Origin of the sequence: Paraburkholderia sp. BR10954 (assembly GCF_040965775.1) — a bacterium.
GTDB lineage: Bacteria > Pseudomonadota > Gammaproteobacteria > Burkholderiales > Burkholderiaceae > Paraburkholderia > Paraburkholderia youngii.
In genome coordinates this window covers 1-3,392 of record NZ_JBFRCK010000130.1, presented here as the reverse complement: position 1 = coordinate 3,392, position 3,392 = coordinate 1, and the positions used below count along the sequence as shown (strand labels likewise).

Annotated in this window: 3 protein-coding genes and 1 pseudogene; all 4 read left to right on the top strand. The window is 51.1% G+C overall.

What is annotated here, in order from left to right; translation table 11 throughout:
* Positions 1–116 (top strand): annotated as a pseudogene (locus tag AB4Y34_RS41215) (IS5/IS1182 family transposase); the annotation flags it as partial.
* Between the two features lie 71 nt (positions 117–187).
* Positions 188–793, top strand: a complete 606-nt coding sequence (locus AB4Y34_RS41210) for a LysE family translocator (RefSeq protein WP_368719231.1) — start codon at positions 188–190, stop codon at positions 791–793.
* A gap of 98 nt (positions 794–891) precedes the next feature.
* Positions 892–1,794, top strand: a complete 903-nt coding sequence (locus tag AB4Y34_RS41205) for a homoserine O-succinyltransferase (RefSeq protein ID WP_368719230.1) — start codon at positions 892–894, stop codon at positions 1,792–1,794.
* A gap of 89 nt (positions 1,795–1,883) precedes the next feature.
* On the top strand, positions 1,884–3,197 hold the full coding sequence (locus tag AB4Y34_RS41200) for a glutamine synthetase family protein (RefSeq protein ID WP_368719229.1): 1,314 nt from the start codon (positions 1,884–1,886) through the stop codon (positions 3,195–3,197).
* The last annotated feature ends 195 nt before the right edge of the window (positions 3,198–3,392 follow it).

The window sequence follows — 3,392 nt, the reverse complement described above, 5'->3', positions numbered from 1 at the left end:
TCCGGCGTCTCGCACGTGACTATGAACGGCTTCCCGAAACTCTCGCTGGGCTTCATTTCGTCGTCTTCGCAATGCTCATGCTTGTCCACGCCGTGCCAGTACTTCAAAGTTCCTAACACGCTCTAGCCGGATTTTGTGTCGATAGTTGTTCCTTTCGGGAGTGATTTGCAAATAGAGGCGGGGCTTCATGGATTTTCATCTATTTGTTTTGTTTCTTGTCACTTTTACTGCCGCCGTGGCTTTGCCTGGTCCGAACGTCGCTTTTGCCGTTGCTCAAACATTGAAGCACGGGCTCGAAATCGCAATTCCTGGCGCGATCGGATTTGGTACTGGTGCGGCCGTTCACGCAGCAGTGGTATTGTCGGGTGTTGGGATTTTTATACAGGATAACCAATGGGTGTTACTTTATGTCCGATGGATAGGGGCGATATATCTTGGATATCTTTCCATTATTGCTTTTTGTGGGAAACGGGAGTCAAGAATAGAAGATGCGGTGCGCTGGAACTCCAGACAGGTGTTTGTCGATTCACTCATCGTCTCTCTAGCGAACCCTAAGGGGTGGTTGGCCACATTAGTTTCGTATCCCAGTTTCATCAGCCCATCCGGTTCCTACCTTGGGCAGGCGGTTCCGATGGGAGCTGCGGCAACGGCGATCTCCGTCGCGGTCTATTGCGGATATATGTTTCTTGCAGATCGCGCAAGCGTGGTGTTGAGCAACAGATCCATGCTTGAGAAGATTACGGGCGCACTTTACGCATGCGTCGCAGTCAGCTTGGTCTTCTTAAACAGGTGAAGACCTAAACTTGCTCGCAGTCGGTCAGACGTGGTGTTGCTGGTATGCCGTGCAGTCTTGCGGGCATCGCGTAGTTTCGAAACGGAGGTTGTGCTTCCATGCCGATTAAGGTTCCAAAAGGTTTGCCGGCTGTAATTGCTTTACAAAAAGAAGGCATCAAGGTAGTGGAGCACGAAGCTATGTATCGGCCGATTGAACGTCCTTTGCATATTGGTCTGCTAAACCTGATGCCCAATAAAATAGAGACGGAAATCCAGATTGCACGTCTCCTCGGTGCAACGTCCATATTGGTTGACCTCACGTTGGTAAAGATAGCCAGTCATTTACCCAAGAACACACCAGCAAGTCATTTAGCGTCGTTTTACCAGGATTGGGAAGGGATAAAGGAACGGATATTTGACGGCTTTATTATTACCGGTGCACCGGTTGAGTTGATCCCTTTTGAGGAAGTGGGGTATTGGAACGAGTTGATTCAGATTTTCAACTGGACTCAAACCAACACTCTGAGCTGCTTCAACATCTGCTGGGCCGCACAAGCGGCACTATATCATTTCCACGGTCTGCCTAAGTACACATTGAATGAGAAGGCTTTTGGTGTCTTCAGGCACCAAGGCGTGGAGTCCACATCACCGTATCTGCGGGGCCTGTCAGACGATCTCTTTGTTCCCGTCTCCCGATGGACGGAAATGCGACGCGCCGACATCCCCTCAGGCAGCGGTATCTGTGTGCTCATCGAATCGCCGGAAACAGGCCTGTGTCTGCTTGATGACCCGAACCATCATTCCCTGCATATATTTAATCACATAGAGTACGATTCGCAAACGTTGGCGGACGAGTATTTTAAAGACCGTTCACTTGGTCGTCGGGTAAATATTCCGGCGAATTATTTTCCGGAGGATTGCGAAGATCTTCGGCCGCGCAATTGCTGGCGCAGTCACGCCCACATAATTTTCGGAAACTGGATAAAACAAATTGGCATGATCAATCCACATAAATATTAGATCACTCGCTTGCCGGGTTAAATTTGTCCGTGCATAGTGGATTGGGTGCGCGTGCCGGAAGAGCTTATTTGCGTTCCGCGGGAGGGAATATGAATCTAAAATTCGAAGAATTGAAACGGGATGTTGCTTCGGGTGCTATTGATACAGTTATCGCTTGCATGGTTGACATGCAAGGTCGGCTTGTCGGGAAGCGGTTTCAAGGGGACTTTTTCGTTAAGCATGGCTATCTGGAAACGCATGCCTGCAATTACTTGTTGGCCAATGATATCGAGATGGAACCTGTGGCAGGGTACACGTGTTCAAGTTGGGAAGCTGGATATGGTGATTTTGTGCTCAAGCCCGACCTTTCGACATTGCGGCGCATTCCTTGGCTTGAAGCGACGGCGTTGGTGATTTGCGATGTTTTCGACCAGTGCCAGCAGCCCGTTGCTCATTCGCCGAGGCAGATTCTACAGGAGCAGCTTCGTCGTCTGAACGAGAGGGGAATGGCCGCGTGCTTCGCATCGGAATTAGAGTTCTACCTATTCGATGAGTCTTACGAGGATATATCGATGAAGAAATACCGCGACCTCTTAACCTCTGGAACGTACAGCCAGGACTACCATATTCTGTCGACCTCGCGACACGAATCGGTCATGCGTCGGATAAGGAACGGATTGCACGGTGCTGGAATCGCGATCGAATGCTCGAAAGGGGAATGGGGGCCTGGGCAGGGCGAAATCAATGTACGCTACGCCGATCCGCTAGTGATGGCTGACCAACATACGCTAATTAAGCACGGCACCAAGGAAATTGCATCCCAGGAGAATAGAGCGATTACGTATATGGCCAAGTGGAACTACCAGTTTGCAGGTTCTTCCAGCCACATTCATTCCTCCCTGTGGACACTAGATGGAGCTCCGCTGTTTTTTGACAGAAATTCGCCCTATGGCATGGCCAATGTTATGCGCCACTACCTTGCGGGTCTTCTGAAGTATTCGAGAGACATCACGCTGTTTTTAGCGCCATACGTTAACTCATATAAACGATTTCAAAAAGGGACGTTCGCCCCGACCAAGGCGGTCTGGCGCCCAGACAATCGTACGGCTGGTTTCAGGGTTTGCGGCGAAGGCTCGTATGCGGCTAGGGTCGAATGTCGGATCGGAGGCGCGGATCTCAATCCATACCTGGCCTTCGCGGGGCTGATCGCGGCCGGCCTCGCGGGGATTACCGAGAACCTCGAACTGCCCGGTCCATTTCATGGTGACGCGTACCGCGATCGCGGTCTTCCGGAAATTCCCAAGACGCTAAGAGAATCGATCGATGTTGCATCAAATTCAGCCTGGCTGCGGGATGTCTTGGGAGATGATGTTGTTGAGCATTACGTGCATGCGGCTGGCCGGGTGGGAACAACTGGAATATGATCGCCGAATAACAGACTGGGAACTTGGGAGAGGATTCGAGAGAATCCTAGGGGCAGGCGTACCCTTAGGGAAGGTCTGCAAAAGTCCTGGCGTTGACGTCTCGGTGGACTATCCTGGGAGAATGCAGGTTTAAGGGGTACCTCGATGACACAGCTTGGTCTTGGTCTGGATCTTTCAACGAAACGCACGCGCAAG